The organism is Streptomyces sp. NPDC126510, assembly GCF_040302345.1.
GTDB lineage: Bacteria > Actinomycetota > Actinomycetes > Streptomycetales > Streptomycetaceae > Streptomyces.
Map to the genome: position 1 here is coordinate 57494 of NZ_JBEORR010000041.1, position 17750 is coordinate 75243.

9 protein-coding genes, 1 tRNA gene and 1 rRNA gene are annotated in these 17750 nt (G+C 69.3%); 1 reads left to right on the plus strand and 10 read right to left on the minus strand.

Annotation, left to right across the window (positions count from 1 at the left end; translation table 11 throughout):
• From ABTX60_RS37790 to ABTX60_RS37820, 7 genes are all read right to left on the minus strand, one after another.
• Complete coding sequence (locus ABTX60_RS37790; RefSeq protein ID WP_352101457.1) at positions 1–546, minus strand: CinA family protein; 546 nt, start codon at positions 544–546, stop codon at positions 1–3.
• On the minus strand, positions 543–1499 hold the full coding sequence (gene pgsA, locus ABTX60_RS37795; protein ID WP_352101458.1) for a CDP-diacylglycerol--glycerol-3-phosphate 3-phosphatidyltransferase: 957 nt from the start codon (positions 1497–1499) through the stop codon (positions 543–545). The genes ABTX60_RS37790 and pgsA overlap by 4 nt, the downstream gene beginning before the upstream one ends.
• Complete coding sequence (gene rimO, locus ABTX60_RS37800; RefSeq protein WP_352101459.1) at positions 1496–2995, minus strand: 30S ribosomal protein S12 methylthiotransferase RimO; 1500 nt, start codon at positions 2993–2995, stop codon at positions 1496–1498. The genes pgsA and rimO overlap by 4 nt, the downstream gene beginning before the upstream one ends.
• 93 nt (positions 2996–3088) lie before the next feature.
• Positions 3089–3937, minus strand: a complete 849-nt coding sequence (locus ABTX60_RS37805) for a helix-turn-helix domain-containing protein (RefSeq protein WP_352101460.1) — start codon at positions 3935–3937, stop codon at positions 3089–3091.
• A 255-nt stretch (positions 3938–4192) separates the two neighbouring features.
• Complete coding sequence (locus ABTX60_RS37810; protein ID WP_352101461.1) at positions 4193–6967, minus strand: DNA translocase FtsK; 2775 nt, start codon at positions 6965–6967, stop codon at positions 4193–4195.
• 126 nt (positions 6968–7093) lie between these two features.
• Positions 7094–7774: a response regulator gene (locus tag ABTX60_RS37815; protein WP_352101462.1), complete on the minus strand. Its 681-nt coding sequence runs from the start codon at positions 7772–7774 to the stop codon at positions 7094–7096.
• Between the two features lie 307 nt (positions 7775–8081).
• On the minus strand, positions 8082–13553 hold the full coding sequence (locus ABTX60_RS37820) for a HAMP domain-containing protein (protein ID WP_352101463.1): 5472 nt from the start codon (positions 13551–13553) through the stop codon (positions 8082–8084).
• A 382-nt stretch (positions 13554–13935) separates the two neighbouring features.
• On the opposite strand from ABTX60_RS37820, the gene ABTX60_RS37825 reads away from it, so the two are divergent.
• A complete protein-coding gene (locus ABTX60_RS37825) occupies positions 13936–16689 on the plus strand; it encodes a SpoIIE family protein phosphatase (RefSeq protein ID WP_352101464.1) in 2754 nt (917 codons plus the stop codon).
• A gap of 43 nt (positions 16690–16732) precedes the next feature.
• Here the strand turns inward: ABTX60_RS37825 and ABTX60_RS37830 are convergent.
• The 3 genes from ABTX60_RS37830 to rrf form a co-directional block, all read right to left on the minus strand.
• Positions 16733–16808, minus strand: a tRNA-Thr gene (locus ABTX60_RS37830).
• A gap of 73 nt (positions 16809–16881) precedes the next feature.
• Positions 16882–17544, minus strand: a complete 663-nt coding sequence (locus ABTX60_RS37835; RefSeq protein ID WP_352101470.1) for a DegT/DnrJ/EryC1/StrS family aminotransferase — start codon at positions 17542–17544, stop codon at positions 16882–16884.
• A 114-nt stretch (positions 17545–17658) separates the two neighbouring features.
• A 5S ribosomal RNA gene (rrf, locus tag ABTX60_RS37840) occupies positions 17659–17750 on the minus strand; the annotation flags it as partial.

Below are 17750 nucleotides of genomic sequence, written 5' to 3' on the forward strand. Positions count from 1 at the left end.
TCAAAACCCCCCGTTCCGTTCCGTATCCTGTGCCCGCTCATTCCCAGTCTGTTCGCCCGCAAGCCCCTTCAGGAGCAGTGCGAGTACGCTCCGTACACTCTCTCTACGAATTTCCGCGCGGCCGCCGTTCAACCGCAGAGCCTCCACTTTTCCGCCGCCGGCAGAACCCGGATCCGCCGCAACGGGACCGTCCACGGCGACGAAGACCGTACCGACGGGCTGCCCGTCCTGCGGATCGGGGCCGGCGACACCGGTGGTCGCGATGCCCCAGTCGGTGCCGAGCGCCTTGCGCACGCCGGCCGCCATCTGCGCTGCGACCTGCGGATCCACCGCTCCCTGGGTCGCCAGCAGGGCGGCGTCGACATCGAGCAGGTCGTGCTTCAGCTCGGTGGCGTAAGCGGTCACGGAGCCCCGGAAGACCTTGGATGCCCCCGGTACCGACGTGATCTCCGCCGCAACGAGGCCACCGGTCAGCGACTCCGCGACGGCGAGCGTCTCGCCTTTCACCGTCAGTAGTCGCACCACGTCGGTAGCCGTGGAACTCACGCTTCCTTCTCCTCCAACGCGGCCTTGCGCTCGGCGATTCCCTGCCTGCGCAAGACAATGGCCTGTTTCACATAGTCGAGTCCGGTCACCACGGTCAGCACGACCGCCGCGGCCATCACCCACCACCTCAGGGTCGCCAGCCACCCCGTCAGCGGCAGGACGTACATGCCCACGGCCACGCCCTGGGTGAGCGTCTTCAGCTTGCCTCCGCGACTGGCGGGGATGACGCCGTACCGGATGACCAGGAAACGCAGCAGGGTGATACCGAGTTCCCTGCCGAGGATGACGCCGGTCACCCACCAGGGCAGGTCGCCGAGCGCGGAGAGACAGATCAGCGCCGCACCCATGATCGCCTTGTCGGCGATGGGGTCGGCGATCTTTCCGAAGTCCGTGACCAGGTTGTACGTGCGCGCCAGATGACCGTCGAACAGGTCGGTGATCATGGCGATCGCGAAGGCGGCCCAGGCGAAGGCCCGCCACGCCGGGTCGTAGCCGCCGTCGGCGAGCATCAGCGCGACGAAGGCCGGTACGAGCAGCAGCCGGAGCATGGTCAGGAGGTTGGCGATGTTCCAGACGCTCGCCTCGTTGACGGCCGCGGCAGCGATCTTCTTGCCCCGTGGGGTCTTCCCCTCCCCCTGGGCGTCGCCGTCGGCGTCCTCACCCACGACGGCCTCACCGACACCGGATCCCACGAGGGCGTCACCGACACCAGGCCCCACACCGGTAGCCCCGCCGGGCCCCGCCTCTGGACCGGGCCCTGAACCGGTAGCCCGACCGTGCCCCGCGTCGTCCGCCGCAGCACGCCCCGCACCGGACGCCGCGCCCTCGGCCGCCCGCGCGGCCGCGGCTCCGGGGGCCTTGCCCGAGGCCGTCGAAGCCGTAGCGGCCGCACCGGCCGCGGCCCTCCTCGCGCCGGAGGCGCCTCCCGCCGCGGATGCCGGGACACCGGTCATCTGCCCGCCTCCTCACTCCACGCAGGCGAGGTGAGCGAGCCCTGCAGCGGCTCGGCCACCAAGTCGACACCTTCCGTACCGACCACCTTCGCCTCGACCATACGGCCGATACGCAGACCCGCGCCGCTCGTGAGCAGCACCTGGCCGTCCGTCTCGGGCGCCTGGTGTTCGGCGCGGCCGTACACACCGTCCTCGTCGACGGACTCGACGAGGACGCGCACGGTCTGGCCGACCCGGTCCTCGGCCCGCTGCGAGACGAGCTCCTCCGCCAGGCGCGAGATGCGGGCCAGCCGCTCGGCGACGACGTCCTCGTCGAGCTTGGTGTCGTAGGTCGCGGCCTCGGTGCCCTCCTCGTCGGAGTAGCCGAAGACACCGATGGCGTCCAGCCGCGCCCCGTTCAGGAACCGCTCCAGCTCGGCGAGGTCGGCCTCGCTCTCGCCGGGGAAGCCGACGATGAAGTTCGAGCGGACACCGGCCTCGGGCGCCTTGCTCCGGATGGTGTCGAGGAGCTCCAGGAAACGGTCGGTGTCGCCGAAGCGGCGCATCGCGCGCAGCACGCCGGGCGCGGAGTGCTGGAAGGACAGGTCGAAGTAGGGCGCGATCTTCGGGGTCGAGGTCAGCACGTCGATGAGGCCGGGCCGCATCTCGGCGGGCTGGAGGTAGCTGACGCGGACACGCTCGATGCCGTCGACCTCGGCCAGCTCGGGCAGCAGCGACTCCAGCAGGCGGATGTCGCCGAGGTCCTTGCCGTAGGAGGTGTTGTTCTCGGAGACCAGCATGATCTCCTTCACGCCCTGCTCGGCCAGCCAGCGCGTCTCGTTCAGCACGTCGCTCGGGCGGCGGGAGATGAAGGAGCCGCGGAAGGAGGGGATGGCGCAGAAGGAGCAGCGGCGGTCGCAGCCGGAGGCGAGCTTCACGGAGGCGACCGGGGAGCCGTCCAGGCGGCGGCGCAGGGGGGCACGCGGGCCCGAGGCCGGAGCGAGGCCCTCCGGGAGATCCGCCGGCGCGACGGCGGGCTCGGCCGGGCCGTGTCCCGGCAGGGCGACCGCGGTGGCCGACTCCTGGCGCTCCGCGGGGCTGATCGGCAGCAGTTTGCGCCGGTCGCGCGGGGTGTGGGAGGCGTGGATGCCGCCGTTGAGAATGGTCTGCAGGCGGTCCGAGATGTCCGAGTAGTCGTCGAAGCCGAGCACACCGTCGGCCTCGGGGAGTGCCTCGGCGAGCTCCTTGCCGTACCGCTCGGCCATGCAGCCCACGGCCACGACGGCCTGGGTTCTGCCGTGCCCCTTGAGGTCGTTGGCTTCGAGGAGGGCGTCGACGGAGTCCTTCTTGGCGGCTTCGACGAAGCCGCAGGTGTTCACGACGGCGACGTCCGCGTTCTCGGCGTCCTCCACGAGCTGCCAGCCGTCCGCCTCCAAACGGCCTGCGAGCTCCTCCGAGTCCACCTCGTTACGGGCGCAGCCAAGGGTGACGAGTGCGACGGTACGGCGTTCAGGCATGGGCTCAAGACTACTTCGTCTCGCTGACACCCCACGTCGACGGGGTCGGCCGTTTCCCGGCCAACCCCGTATCAACTGGACCTTTCGGTCTGATCACCCGGCTTCGGGATCGCCCTTCGTGTACGTCAGGCGTTCGACGGACCCCGGCTGGAAGTCCTCCTCGATCTTCTTGCCGTTGACGAAGAGGTCGATCGCGCCGGCGTCCCCGAGGACGAGGTGGACCTTGGAGCTGTCCTGGAAGGTCTTGGTGTCACCCTGCTTGAGAACGCCGTCGAAGATCATCCGGCCGTTGTGGTCCTTGGCGGCGATCCAGCTGCGGCCGTCGGCGGCGGCCACGCGGACGGTCACCTTGTCCTGCGGCGCGGCGGCGATGGCACTGTCCGACGGCTCGGGTTCGGGGTCGGCGGGCTTCTTGGTCTTGGTGGTCGGGGAGGCGGAGTCGCTGGGCGTGGAGCCCTCGGCCACGTTCGCCTCGTTGCCGCTGTCGTCGCCGCCCTGGAACAGCGTGAAGCCGACGAAACCGATCACGGCGACGATCGCGGCGACCATGGCGGCGGTCCAGTTGGGGCCCCGCCGCTCCGGACGGATGCGTTCCGCCTCGAAGAGGGGTGCTGCGGGGGTCGGCGCCGGCCGCCCGCCGTGCTCGTCGCCGTACTGGGCGAGCAGCGGCTCGGGGTCGAGATGGACGGCCTTGGCCAGGGTCCTGATGTGCCCACGGGCGTAGACGTCCCCACCACAGGGGGAGAAGTCGTCCGCCTCGATCGCGTGCACGATGTTCATGCGGACCCGGGTGGCGCTACTGACGTCGTCGACGGTCAGCCCGGCGGCGATACGAGCCTGCTGCAGGACATGGCCGATGGAGGGGCGGGCTTCCTCGCGGTCTGCTTCGACGTGCTCGTTTTCGAACGGACGCTCGTCTTCAGGGGAGTTGCCGATGGACACGGGGGCGCCTTTCGAGCGTGTAGCCGCCTGTGCTGGAAGTTCAGTCTAGGGGGGTACCAAAAGGGTGGGGCAACCGGGCGGTGTCACTTTGTACGCCATCGGAATGGCCCGACATTCCGATGGTGGGGTCGCTGTTCGTCGCTTCCCTCAACTTGACGTACACCGTAGGGAAACGGTTGCTCGATGATCCCTCACGGGTGAGTCACGATCCGGACCCGTTTGCCGTAACGCCCACGATCACCGTGTCCCGCCTCCCTAACCTTCAGACTCCCCCCGGATGAGGGCGAGCACGCCATCCAGCTCATCAGGCTTCACAAGAACGTCACGAGCCTTCGAACCCTCGCTCGGTCCGACGATGTTCCGGGACTCCATCAGGTCCATCAGCCGCCCGGCCTTGGCGAAGCCGACGCGCAGCTTGCGCTGGAGCATGGACGTCGACCCGAACTGCGTGGAGACGACCAGTTCGGCCGCCTGGCACAGCAGGTCGAGGTCGTCGCCGATGTCCTCGTCGATCTCCTTCTTCTGCTTGGTGCCCACGACGACGTCGTCCCGGAAGACGGGTGTCATCTGGTCCTTGCAGTGCCGGACGACGCCCGCGATCTCCTCCTCGGTGACGAACGCGCCCTGCATACGGGTGGGCTTGTTGGCCCCCATGGGCAGGAACAGCCCGTCACCCTTGCCGATGAGCTTCTCGGCGCCAGGCTGGTCGAGGATGACCCGCGAGTCGGCCAGCGATGACGTGGCGAACGCCAGCCGTGACGGCACGTTCGCCTTGATCAGGCCGGTGACGACGTCCACCGACGGCCGCTGCGTGGCGAGCACCAGGTGGATGCCGGCGGCGCGCGCGAGCTGCGTGATGCGCACGATCGCGTCCTCGACGTCGCGCGGGGCGACCATCATCAGGTCGGCGAGCTCGTCCACGATGACCAGCAGATACGGGTACGGCTGGAGCTCGCGCTCACTGCCCTCGGGCGGCTTGACCTTGCCCTCGCGCACGGCCTTGTTGAAGTCGTCGATGTGCCGGAAGCCGTAGGCCGCCAGGTCGTCGTAGCGCAGGTCCATCTCGCGCACGACCCACTGGAGCGCCTCGGCGGCCCGCTTGGGGTTGGTGATGATCGGCGTGATCAGGTGCGGGATGCCCTCGTACGCGGTCAGTTCGACCCGCTTGGGGTCGACCAGGATCATCCGCACGTCCTCGGGGGTCGCCCGCATCATCACCGAGGTGATCAGACAGTTGATGCAGGACGACTTGCCGGAGCCGGTGGCGCCGGCGACCAGCATGTGCGGCATCTTCGCCAGCGAGTGCATGACGTACCCGCCCTCGACGTCCTTGCCGAAGGCGACCAGCATCGGGTCGTCGTCCTCGGCGGACTCCGCCAGACGGAGTACATCGCCGAGGTTGACCATCTCGCGGTCGGTGTTGGGGATCTCGATGCCGACCGCGGACTTGCCGGGGATGGGACTGATGATCCGCACGTCCGGGCTGGCGACGGCGTAGGCGATGTTCTTCGTCAGCGCGGTGATCCGCTCGACCTTCACGGCGGGGCCGAGCTCGACCTCGTAGCGCGTGACCGTCGGACCGCGGGTGAAGCCGGTGACGCTGGCGTCCACCTTGAACTCGGTGAAGACCGTCGTCAGCGACTCGACGATGAGGTCGTTGGCGGCGCTGCGCGCCTTGCCCGGGCCGCCGCGCTCCAGCAGGTCCAGCGACGGCAGGGAGTACGTGATGTCGCCGGAGAGCTGGAGCTGCTCCGCGCGCGGAGGCAGGTCGCGCGGTTCGGAGGGCGGCGCTTTGGTGAGGTCGCGGACGCCCGCCCTGGGCTTCTGCGGCTCGGGCTGGTCCTGCTCGGGCCTGCCGCCCTTCTTGAGCTTGTCCCGCTGCTTGAGCTCGTCGTGCTGCGGTCGGGCCGGCGGGACGGGCGTCGGTGTGGTCGCCTCCTGGTCCCCCACCCGTACGCCCTGGGTGAGGTCGGCGACGACCGGCGAGGGCGGCATGCCGTGCAGCACGGCACCGTCGAGGGCGGCGGCGGCCGCCGCGGCGACGTCCACGGCGTCCCTGGGCCGGTCCATGTCGGGCTGCGGCACGGCCGAGCGGCGCGGGCGGCCCCGGCGCCGCGTGAGCGCCTCCTGCTCGGCACTGTCGGGGTCGTACGCCTCGGGCGCCGGCGTCCGCCTGCCGCGCGGGCGCGCGGGCAGCGCCTCGCGCCACTGCTCCTCGTAGCGCTCGTCGTCCTCGGCGAAACCGAACTCGTCCTCGGCCGGGTCGCGGACGATCCCGAGACGTACCCCGAGCAGCCGCAGCCGCTGCGGGATGGCGTTGACCGGGGTGGCCGTGACGACCAGCAGCCCGAAGACCGTCAGCAGCACCAGCAGCGGCACGGCGAGCACATCGCCCATGGCGTACGACAGCGGAGTCGCCACGGCCCAGCCGATGAGACCGCCGGCGTCCCTTATGGCCTGCATGCCGTCGCCGCGCGCGGGCGAGCCGCACGCGACGTGGACCTGGCCGAGCACGCCGATCACGAGCGCGGACAGGCCGATGACGATCCGTCCGTTCGCCTCGGGCTTCTCCGGGTGGCGGATGAACCGCACGGCGACGACGGCGAGCAGTATCGGCACGAGCAGGTCAAGGCGGCCGAAGGCGCCCGTCACGAGGATCTCGACCAGGTCGCCCACGGGGCCCTTGAGGTCGGCCCAGGTGCCCGCGGCGACGATCAGCGCGATGCCGAGCAGCAGCAGGGCGACACCGTCCTTGCGGTGGGCCGGGTCGAGGTTCTTGGCACCCTGCCCTATGCCCCGGAACACGGCGCCGACGGCGTGCGCCACGCCGAGCCAGACGGCGCGCACGAGTCGGTAGATGCCACCGGTGGGGCTGGGGGCCGGTCTGGGCACGACCTTCTTGGCCGCGGCCTTCCGGGCGGGCGCCTTCCTCGCGGGAGCCTTCTTGGCGGCGGCCTTCTTCGCCGGAGCCTTCGCGACCGCCTTCTTCGCGGACGGCGGCTTCTTGGCTGCGGAGGGACGTGAGGCCATGGGTGTGAGGTTACCGGGAGAGACGACGGGGGACACGCGCGTCCACGGCTTCACCCGTTCGTGTCGCTTCAGGAGAGGCGCGAAACTGACGCGCGGTCACGGCGGGCAATCCCGCCTGCGCGCGCGTCAGTTCTGCGAGGACACCGAGGAGGTGCTCCCGGTGCCCGGCTCCAGCGCGTCCAGCGCCCGCCGCAACCCCGTGAGCTTGCGCTCCAGATGAGCCGCCGTGGCCACCGCGGCGGCGTCCGTCGACTCGTCGTTGAGCTGCTTGGTCAGCGCTTCGGCCTGCTCCTCGACGGCCGCGAGCCGCGCGGAGAGCTCCGCGAGCAGACCGGCCGGCTCCTTGGCCTCGCCGCCCGCTTCCTTGCCGTTGCCCTCCAACTGGAGCCGCAACAGGGACGCCTGCTCCCGCAGCTGGCAGTTCTTCATGTACAGCTCGACGAAGACGGAGACCTTCGCGCGCAGCACCCACGGGTCGAACGGCTTGGAGATGTAGTCCACCGCGCCCGCCGCGTAACCCCGGAAGGTGTGGTGCGGGCCGTGGTTGATCGCCGTGAGGAAAATGATCGGGATGTCCCGGGTCCGCTCACGGCGCTTGATGTGCGCCGCGGTCTCGAAGCCGTCCATACCCGGCATCTGGACATCCAGCAGGATGACCGCGAAGTCGTCCGTGAGCAGCGCTTTGAGCGCTTCCTCCCCGGACGATGCCCGCACCAGCGTCTGATCGAGCGCAGAGAGGATCGCCTCCAGCGCCAGCAGATTCTCCGGCCGGTCATCGACCAGGAGGATCTTGGCCTTCTGCACCATGGCCCGCCCTCCTCGCCCCGGCGTGGGGCCTCCCCTGTCCGCAGGACCTGCGACAGCACCGGTGGGTGCCGCCCCAGGGGACGACTCCCTTGCGCCGCCCGTCCTTGTGCCGGTCATCGTAGCCGCACCCCGCCCGTCGCCACACCCTGTCACCGTGATGTCACTGTGCACGTAGCAGAAACGCAGCAGGAGACCTGAAGGTTCCCCAGATCTTGTACTTCTACACGACTATGCGCACACCGAGTCGGCAACTCCGCGTGAACACCGAACCTTCCCGTCATGGTCGCGCAACTGCCCAACGTTCCCCTCATTCCCCTCGCATCCACTGATCCATCACCGCCAGCAGGTGATCGGGGTCGACCGGCTTCGTCACGTAGTCGGAGGCGCCCGACTCGATCGCCTTCTCCCGGTCGCCCTTCATTGCCTTGGCGGTCAGCGCGATGATCGGCAGACCGGCGAACTGCGGCATCCTGCGGATCGCGCTGGTCGTGGCGTACCCGTCCATCTCGGGCATCATGATGTCCATCAGCACGACCGCCACGTCGTCGTGCTGCTCCAGGACCTCGATGCCCTCCCGGCCGTTCTCGGCGTACAGCACGGACAGGCCGTGCTGCTCCAGGACGCTGGTCAGCGCGAAGACGTTGCGGATGTCGTCGTCGACGATCAGGACCTTCTGGCCACCGAACCGGATGCCGCGGCTCGGCTTCGGAGCCGGCTCCTGCTCGGCCGGGGCCCACTGCTCCAGCTGCGCGGGGCGCGGCGGCAGCTCGGGCATCCTGCGCCGCCGCCGGAACAGGGCAGCCGGTCCGTTCTGCGTCTCGCGGTACGACTTCACCTCGGCCGGCGTCTCGACCTCGACGTCCGACAGCTCGTACAGGTCGGTCTTGGACGCCACCAGGTCACCGGCCTCCAGTGCGGGCAGCTGCTGCTGGTAGCCCTGGGGCGGCAGTTCACTGGGGTGCAGCGGCAGATACAGCGTGAACGTCGAGCCGCGGCCCGTCTCGCTCTGTGCGTAGATCTCACCGCCGAGCAGCTGCGCGATCTCCCGCGAGATGGACAGCCCGAGGCCCGTACCGCCGTACTTCCGGCTCGTCGTGCCGTCGGCCTGCTTGAACGCCTCGAAGATCACCCGCATCTTGCTGGAGGCGATGCCGATCCCCGTGTCGGTCACGGAGAACGCGATCAGCTCGGCCTCGGGGTCGGTCAGCGACCCGGTCTCCAGCAGCTGCTCCCGGATCCGCTGCGGCACGTCGTCCCGCGCCGGCCTGATGACCAGCTCCACCGACCCGGAGTCGGTGAACTTCACCGCGTTCGACAGCAGGTTGCGCAACACCTGCAGCAGCCGCTGCTCGTCGGTGTGCAGCGTCGCGGGCAGCTCCGGCGAGACCCGCACCGACAGGTCCAGGCCCTTCTCCGCGGTCAGCGGCCGGAAGGTGGCCTCCACGTAGTCCACGAGCTGGACGAGCGCGATCCGCGTCGGGGAGACGTCCATCTTGCCCGCCTCGACCTTCGACAGGTCGAGGATGTCGTTGATGAGCTGGAGCAGGTCCGAACCGGCCCCGTGGATCGTCTCGGCGAACTCGACCTGCTTCGGGGAGAGGTTCCCCTCGGCGTTGTCGGCCAGCAGCTTGGCCAGGATCAGCAGCGAGTTCAGCGGCGTACGCAGCTCGTGCGACATGTTCGCGAGGAACTCGCTCTTGTAGCGCATCGACACCGCGAGCTGCTCGGCACGCTCCTCCAGGACCTGCCGCGCCTCCTCGATCTCGGTGTTCTTCACCTCGATGTCGCGGTTCTGCTGGGCCAGCAGCTCGGCCTTCTCCTCCAGTTCGGCGTTGGACGCCTGGAGGGCCTTCTGCCGCTGTTCCAACTCGGCCGAGCGCTCACGCAGTTGCTCGGTCAGCTCCTGCGACTGCGCCAGCAGCAGCTCGGTCTTGGTGTTGACGGAGATGGTGTTGACGCTGGTCGCGATCATCTCCGCGATCTGGTTGAGGAAATCCTTCTGGATCTGTGTGAACGGCGTGAAGGAGGCCAGCTCGATGACGCCGAGCACGCTGCCCTCGAACAGCACCGGCAACACGATCACCTGCGCGGGCGGCGCCTCGCCGAGCCCCGAGGAGATCTTCAGATAGCCGCTCGGCGCGTTCTCCACGAGGATCGTGCGCTTCTCCTCGGCAGCCGTCCCGACCAGTGCCTCACCGGGCTGGAACGACGTCGGCATGGAGCCCATCGAGTAGCCGTAACTGCCGAGCATGCGCAGCTCGTACTGATCCTCGTCCGTGGCGCTCATGTCCTCGCCGTCGACGAGCGGCATCGCCACGAAGAACGCCCCGTGCTGCGCGGAGACGACCGGGGTCAGCTCGCTCATGATCAGCGACGCCACGTCCTCCAGGTCGCGGCGGCCCTGCATCAGCGCGGAGATCCGAGCCAGGTTGCCCTTCAGCCAGTCCTGCTCCTTGTTGGCGATCGTGGTGTCGCGCAGGTTGGCGATCATCTTGTTGATGTAGTCCTGGAGCTCCTGGATCTCCCCGGACGCGTCCACGTCGATCTTCAGGTTCAGATCACCGCGGGTCACCGCGGTCGCCACGCGCGCGATGGCACGCACCTGCCGGGTCAGGTTCCCGGCCATCTCGTTCACGGACTCGGTCAGATCCCGCCAGGTGCCGTCCACGTCCCGCACGCGCGCCTGGCCGCCGAGCTGCCCTTCCGTGCCCACCTCGCGGGCGACCCGGGTGACCTCCTCCGCGAAAGACGACAGCTGGTCGACCATCGTGTTGATGGTCGTCTTCAGCTCCAGGATCTCGCCGCGCGCGTCGATGTCGATCTTCTTCGTCAGGTCACCCTTGGCGATGGCCGTGGTCACCATGGCGATGTTGCGCACCTGACCGGTCAGGTTGGACGCCATCTGGTTCACGGACTCGGTGAGGTCCTTCCACGTACCGGCCACACCGGGTACGTGCGCCTGGCCGCCCAGGATGCCGTCCGTGCCCACCTCACGGGCCACCTTGGTGACCTGCTCGGCGAACGAGCTCAGCGTCTTCACCATCGTGTTGATGGTGTCGGCGAGCTGCGCCACCTCACCACGCGCCTCGATGGTCACCTGCCGTGTCAGGTCACCGTTGGCGACCGCCGCGGAGACCTGGGAAATGTTCCGCACCTGAGTGGTGAGGTTCTTCGCCATCAGGTTGACGTTGTCGCTCAGGTCCTTCCAGATGCCCGTGACACCCGGCACGTGCGCCTGGCCGCCCAGGATGCCCTCGGTGCCCACCTCACGGGCCACCCGGGTCACCTGCTCGGCGAAGGAGGACAGCTGGTCCACCATCGTGTTGACGGTCGTGACCAGCTCGAGGATCTCGCCCTTGGCGTCGACGGTGATCTTCTTCGACAGATCGCCCCGGGCCACCGCCGTCGTGACCTCGGCGATGTTGCGCACCTGGATGGTCAGGTTGTTGGCCATGCCGTTCACCGACTGGGTGAGGTCCTTCCAGGTGCCGGAGACGCCCTGCACCTCGGCCTGGCCGCCCAGGATGCCCTCGGTGCCCACCTCACGGGCCACACGCGTGACCTCTTCGGCGAACGACGACAGCTGGTCCACCATCGTGTTCAGGGTGTTCTTCAGCTCCAGGATCTCCCCGCGCGCGTCCACGGTGATCTTCTGGGACAGGTCACCCCGGGCCACGGCCGTGGCCACCTGGGCGATGTTGCGCACCTGGCCGGTCAGGTTGGACGCCATGCCGTTCACTGAGTCCGTCAGGTCACGCCACACACCGGCCACGCCCGGCACCTGCGCCTGACCGCCCAGCCGGCCGTCCGTACCCACCTCACGCGCGACCCGGGTCACCTGGTCGGCGAAGGCCGAGAGCTGGTCGACCATCGTGTTGATGGTGTTCTTCAGCTCCAGGATCTCCCCGCGCGCGTCCACGTCGATCTTCTGCGACAGATCGCCCCGGGCCACCGCCGTCGTCACCTGCGCGATGTTGCGCACCTGGGAGGTGAGGTTCCCGGCCATCGAGTTGACGGAGTCGGTGAGTTCCTTCCACGTGCCCGACACGCCGTCCACGCGGGCCTGACCGCCCAGGCGGCCCTCCGTGCCCACGTCCCGGGCCATCCGCGTCACCTGGTCGGCGAAGCTCGACAGCTGGTCCACCATCGTGTTCACGGTGTTCTTCATCTTGAGCATCTCGCCGGACACATCGACGGTGACCTTCTGCGAGAGGTCGCCGTTGGCCACCGCCGTCGTCACCTGGGCGATGTTCCTCACCTGACCGGTGAGGTTCCGGAACGCCGTGTTGACGGAGTCCGTCAGGTCCTTCCACGTACCGGCCACACCCGGCACCTGCGCCTGGCCGCCCAGCTCACCCTCGACACCGATCTCCCGCGCCACACGCGTCACTTCGGCACCGAAGGCGGACAACTGGTCGACCATCGTGTTGACGGTGTTCTTCAGCTCCAGCATCTCGCCGGCCACGTCCACCGTGACCTTCTGCGACAGGTCACCATTGGCCACCGCCGTCGTCACCGCGGCGATGTCCCGCACCTGGGTGGTCAGATTCCGGAAGACCGTGTTCACCGAATCGGTGAGGTCCTTCCACGTCCCCGCCGCACCCGGCACGTTCGCCTGACCGCCGAGCTGCCCCTCGGCCCCGACCTCGTTGGCCACACGCGTGACCTCGTCCGCGAAGATGCGCAGCGTCTCGGTCATCTGGTTGATCGTGTCGGCGAGCTGCGCCACCTCACCGCGCGCCGGCACGGTCACCTTGCGCGACAGGTCACCGTTGGCGACCGCGGTCGTCACCTCCGCGATCCCACGCACCTGGGCCGTCAGGTTCCCGGCCATGGTGTTCACCGAATCGGTGAGTTCCTTCCACACACCGGCGACGCCCGGCACCTGCGCTTGACCGCCCAGCGCGCCCTCGGTACCCACCTCACGGGCCACACGGGTCACCTCGGAGGAGAACGCCGACAGCTGGTCCACCATCGTGTTGACGGTGTTCTTCAGCTCCAGCATCTCGCCGGCGACCTGGACCGTGACCTTCCGGGACAGATCACCCTTGGCGACCGCCGTCGTCACCAGCGCGATGTCCCTCACCTGGGCCGTCAGCCGGTTCGCCATCGTGTTGACGGAGTCCGTCAGGTCCCGCCACGAACCCGACATGCCCCGCACCCGGGCCTGCCCGCCCAGCTTGCCCTCGGTGCCCACCTCACTGGCCACACGCGTGACCTCGTCGGTGAACGTCGACAGCTGGTCGACCAGGTTGTTGACGGTCCGCCCGACCTTCAGGAACTCGCCCCGCAGCGGCTGGCTGTTCCCGTCCGGCACCTGCGTCCGCAGCTCCATCCGCGGCGACAGGTCACCCTCCGCCACCGCTGACAGCACCCGTCCGACCTCGGAGACCGGCCGTACCAGGTCGTCCACCAGGGCGTTCGAGTTGTCGATCGCCGTGGCCCAGGAGCCCTCGCAGGCACCTGTCTCCAGCCGCTCGGTGAGCTTGCCCTCGCGGCCCACCATCCGCCGCACCCGCGACAGCTCACCCGTCAGATGCAGATTGCGGTCGGCCACTTCGTTGAAGACCGCCGCGATCTCGGCCATCACGCCATCGCCCGATACCGTGAGCCGCTTGCGGAAGTTCCCGTCCCGCATCGACACCAGGGCAGCCATCAGCCGGTTCAGGGCGGCCGTGTCCACCTCGGTCGTGCCGCTGCGCACCTTGCCCTGGTTGACCGGGGACTGTCCGCCTTTCGCGCGCGTCTTCCTGCCACGCGTCGCTGCGCCAGACTCCACTGTGTCCCTCCCGCAGGGATCGACCGTCACTGCTGTGTTCGGGTACCACGCTCGCCGTACCAGTTACTACTGCGTATTCTCTGCCCTGCATACCAGGCCGTTTCCACGGGGGCTGCTGCCCACGGTCACCATCGGGCACACAGCCTGCCCGGACCTTCACACGGAGCTTGCCCAGTGTTTCACCCTGGCCGAACCAGGCCATAACAGTTCGGCAGCTTCGCACATCGTCCGCACACCCTCCGGACGGAAACACTGCAGACCGGCATCCGCACGGACCGCGAAGGTAAGTAACCTTGCATCCGGCTGTCCAGCCGCGCCGGTCCGTCCGGCCTGGACGGTGGCACGAAGACGAGCGGGCATCGGAGGGGCGGCCGCACACAACATGACCACCGGACTGATCCCCGGGGGACAGCCCCCGGACCCCCGGCCGACGGGCAGCCTGCCGCAGCAGCGGCGCGAGCCGGTCGGCCCCGCAGCCCAGCACGTCGAGAACCGGTCGAGGAGTTCTGTGATCACCGCGCGCGCGGCCGCCAGTTTCGAGCCCGTCGGGCGATCGGTCGCGAGCGCCCGCTCCTTCGTCCGCGACACCCTCCAGGGCTGGGGCTTCGCCGACATCGTCGACGACGCCGTCGTTCTCACCAGCGAACTGGTGACCAACGCCGTGGTCCACGCCGGTACCTCCGCCGACGTGCTCTGCCTGCGCAGCGACGACGGCGTACGCATCGAGGTTGCCGACCGGTACCCCGAGCGCGAGATCCCCCTGCAGGCCACGGCCATCAGCATGGGCAGCCCCGACCGCGAAGGCGGCCGCGGCCTCCAGCTGTGCGCGGCCCTCGCCGGCCGCTGGGGCGTCGAGTACATCCCCACCCACAAGACCGTCTGGTTCCAACTGGACCTGCCCGCACGCGCGGTGGGCACCCGCACGGCCGGACCCGCCCTCCCCTCCGACCTCCTCCCCCTCGCCGACGGCCGGGTCCGCGTCGCCGTCATCCAGATCGACCGCACCGGCCACATCACCGCCTGGAACGAGGACGCCGAGGAACTCTTCGGCTACCCGGCCGAGCAGGTCACCGGCAAGCCCCTGACCGACCTCGCCGCCTGGCCCCACACCCCCGGCACCAGCACCGGCATCGCGGAGGCCCTCCGCCTCTCCCGCTGGGAAGGCAGCTACGGCATCCGCACCGCCACCGGCCGCGTCACCCCCGTCTACGCCTCCCACCTGCGCGTGCGCGACACCGGCGGCGAACCGTCAACCGTGTGCCTCCTGGTACGTGACCACGAACGGGCAGTTCTGCAGACGCCCCTGCGCGGCCCCGCCTCCGACACCTCGACCGGCGCCGAGGGCCAGAGCACGGACCCCTTCGAGGTCTTCATCGGCTCGCCCGCCCCGGACGACCTCGACGGCCTCCTCCAGCGCACGGTCGAACGCGCCCGCGACATGCTCGACGGCGACTCGGCGTTCCTCCTGCTGGCCACCGACGACGAGACGGAACTGGAGGTCCGCGCCTCCACCGGCCTTCCCTCCGCCCGCCAGCGCTTCGCCCGCGTCCCGGTCGAAGCCGGCCCCGGCCGTTACGGATCGGCCCGCATGCCCGCCGTCCACGACGACCTGACGGCGGTCCACGGCGCGGTACCGCTGCTGAACGGCACGGGTATGCGCTCGGTCGTCACGGTCCCGCTGAAGGTCGAGGGCCGCCTCACCGGCTCCCTCGGCGTCGCCGCAGAGGCCCCCGCCAGATACTCCAACGAGGAGGCCCTGCGCCTCCAGTTCGCCGCCGACCGCATCGCCCTCGCCGTCGAATCGGCCCGCCTGGGCGAACTGGAACGCCTGCGCCGCGGCTCCCTCAGCTTCCTCGTCGAAGCGTCCGACCTGCTGGCCGGCACCCTGGACCGCGACCAGACCCTGGCCCTCATGGCCCAGATGACGGTCCCGACCCTCGCCACCTGGTGCGCCGTCTACACGATCGCCGACCAGGCCTCCGAGCCCTACCTCTCCTACGTCCTGCACGAGGACGAGGAACTCATCGACGGCATCAAGTCCCTGCTGTCGAAGGTCCCCCCGCCCGACCCGGTTCCCACCCCGGGCGCCCGCGTGTGGACGACCCCCGGCGAGGTCGCCCACCAGGCGGCCCTGCGCACCTCCATGCGCAGCCTCGGCCTCAGCGGCAGCCCCACCCGCCAGGTCACACCGGGCATCGGCCCCACCCTCGCCACCGCCTCCGCCGTCGGCGGCGAGACCGTCGTCCTCCCCCTGGTCGCCCGCAATCGTGTCATCGGCATGCTGACGCTGGGCAAGCCGACCGACGAACACTTCCGCCAGGAGATCCTGGAACTCGCCGAGGACCTCTCCCGCAGGGCCGCCCTGGCGCTGGACAACGCCCGCCTCTACTCGGAGCGCACGGCGATCAGCCAGTCCCTCCAGCGCAGCCTCCTCCCCCCGGAGCTCCCCGAGATCGACGGTGTCGAGGTCGAGGTCATCTACCGCGCCGCCGGCGAGGGCAACGAGGTCGGCGGCGACTTCTACGACGTCTTCCCCATCCGCGACGGTGCCTACGGCTTCGCCATCGGCGACGTGTGCGGCACGGGCCCGAACGCGGCGGCGGTCACGGGCCTGGCCCGCCACGCCCTGCGTCTGCTGGCCCGCGAGGGCCTGAGCGGCCCGATGGTCCTGGAGCGCCTGAACTCCGCGATCCTCGACGAAGGCGCCCGCAGCCGCTTCCTCACTCTCCTCTACGGCGAGATGCGCCCCCAGGAGGACGGCAGCGCGGAACTGAAGGTGGTCTGCGCCGGGCACCCGCTCCCGCTGCGCCTGCGCCAGGACGGCTCGGTCGAACCGGCCGCGGAGCCCCAGCCGCTCCTCGGCGTCATCGAGGACCTGGAGCTTTACGAGCAGACCGTCACCCTCGATCCGGGTGATGTCCTCCTGTGCGTCACGGACGGCGTCACCGAACGCCGGGAGGGTGCCCGCATGCTCGGCGACGACGGCCTCGCCGACGTCCTCACGACCTGCACGGGCCTCACGGCCGGGGCGGTCGCGGCCCGCATCATGCGCGCCGTGGAACGCTTCGCGTCGGACGCCCCGTCGGACGACATGGCGATCCTGGCCATGCGCGTCCCGGGCCTTCAGAAGGACTAGGAGAACGCGAAAGGTCCCACCCGTGAGGGTGGGACCTTTTTGCTGGAGCCCCCAAGCGGAATCGAACCGCTGACCTTCTCCTTACCATGGAGACGCTCTACCGACTGAGCTATAGGGGCCTGTTGCTTGCGAGGTCTCCCCCGCGGCAACGGAATAGATCATACCCCGAACAGAGCCGTGCTCCCAACCACGTCAGAAGGCGGGCTGCAGAAGCCCGCCGAGGGCATTGCAGGCCGACACGATGCGCTGCATGTCCCGCTTGGTCAGCGACGCGTCCACCGGCAGCGCCAGCGTCTCGTCCGAGGCCCTCTCGGTCTCCGGAAGCGAAACGCACCGCCGGAATTCGGGCAGCCGGTGCACGGGCGTCTTCACCGGCACCCGGCACTCGACTCCCTTGGCTCGCACGGCCCGCGCGAAGGCATCCCGATCGGGTCGCCCATTGCCGGGAATCCGCACGACGTACTGCTGATAGGTGTGACCGTCACCGTCCTCCGGCGCCCGGACACCCCTCAACTTGTCGTGGAGATAAGCCGCGCGCTCCCTGCGCTGGGCTATCTCGTCGTACGGCGCCTCGGACTCCCCCTGTTCCAGGACGAGCAGTCCGTGCCGCTGTCCGAGCGCGTGCAGCCGGGGGATGTCGGCGAGTCGACCGAAGCGGTGTACGGCAACCACGGCCGCGGTCCGCGGAGTCACCGCTGCTTCCACAGCAGCGGCGTCGAGGCAGTAGGTGGTGGGGTCTATGTCGGCGAACACCGGAAGAGCCCCGGCCTTGGCCACGGCCTCGGCGACCTCGACGTTACCGAAGGCCGGCACCACGACCTCGTCACCGAGTCCGACACCGGCGGCCCTGAGCATTGCAGCAGTACCCATGCTGTGGATGCTGCTCGCACAACGTGAACTTCAAGTGACGCGCAACAAAAAAGGGTTGGACCCGAAACCGAAGTTTCGGGTCCAACCCTTTGAATGATTGTTCGGCGGCGTCCTACTCTCCCACAGGGTCCCCCCTGCAGTACCATCGGCGCTGAAAGGCTTAGCTTCCGGGTTCGGAATGTAACCGGGCG